Here is a 1,207-nt window from a genome sequence, read left to right as displayed (position 1 = left end):
GTGCTATACGGAACAAAGTTTCTTCTATGCGTGATGGCAAGTTAATAACCCCGGTTACATTCACTTTCAAGGACAAACCAAGCATTTCTGCATAGCCTTTTATCCCTTCAACCAAGCCGGTTTCAAGACCCTTTGGACGCAATTGCCAAATAAGTGCACGCATTTCTGTCAAAGCTTCCTGCGTTAAATGTTGAATTTCACGAAACGTTTCTTTTACCTCTGTCTGCTCCGCCATTTCGCTTCCACCTCGCGCAGTCAACGTAACGGAAAACAAAAGCTGGTTCACTGAATCGTGTAAATCACGGGCTAATCGGTTGCGCTCCTGAACTAATGCCATTTCCTGTTCTTGCTTCGTTAAGACGATTCGTTTGATGGCTGAACCCATTTGCAAGGCAACCGATTCGAGCAACGCTAATTCGTCATTCGTAAATCCAATCGTATGGGGGGATGCTACATTCAACAAACCAAATCTTTCCTGACCTGATTGAAGCGGAACGGTTGCGTGATGTGTAATGCCTCCGTGATCACCTAATTTTGCATCGATGGCATTCTCTATCCGCTGACATTCTATCATATTCGTCGCTTTCTTGAGTTCACCATTGCGATACTTGGAAACACACCAGCAGCCGCCTTTTTGAAGATGACGACAACTATCATGTTCCAGTGCATTTGGTAAATTTTCATGTGCAATTAATTGATGCCTTCCTTTTGTATCAATGAAGAATATCCATCCTGTTTCAAACTGTGTGCCAGCTAAAAATTTTCGTAATGCGCCCTGCAGCATCGTTGTCATTTCGGTTTCTTCATTTAATAACTCGGCAATCTCTTTCAGTAAACCGATATTTGAATGTCCATTTGATTGCATACAGTCGCCTCCGTCATACCATCATTGTAACTCTTATCATACCATTCGATTTCATGCATTCACATGAAGACAGATTCATACTTTTGACTGAAATGCTTACTCCTGAAGAGTTCTCCATAAGTAAAACGTGGCATAAGAGCGCCAACCAGCCCAATTTTCGGACCATCTTTCGATCTCTTCTAAAGTCGGTTTTTGCGATTCATTGTGCACTTTTTTCAATGCATTATGTAGACCGACATCAGCTATTGGAAAAGCATCCGGGTGCCTGAAACATCGCATGATGACATAGTTTGCCGACCATTTCCCGATACCTCGAATGGCTGTTAACCTGGCTTCCATTTC

Annotated in this window: 2 protein-coding genes; both read right to left on the bottom strand. The window is 42.8% G+C overall.

Annotation, left to right across the window (positions count from 1 at the left end):
• Window positions 1-865 (bottom strand): GAF domain-containing sensor histidine kinase (locus AC1DSB_RS19650; RefSeq protein ID WP_477587460.1); only part of this gene is annotated, 865 nt, incomplete at its 3' end.
• Between the two features lie 96 nt (window positions 866-961).
• The coding region (locus AC1DSB_RS19645; RefSeq protein WP_477587459.1) for a DNA-3-methyladenine glycosylase family protein at window positions 962-1,207 on the bottom strand (246 nt) is incomplete at its 5' end.

The sequence above is a fragment of the Paenisporosarcina sp. P4_E4_2 genome (assembly GCF_056401595.1).
Note: the sequence above shows the minus strand (reverse complement) of the source record. Positions and strands in the feature narration are given on the sequence as shown.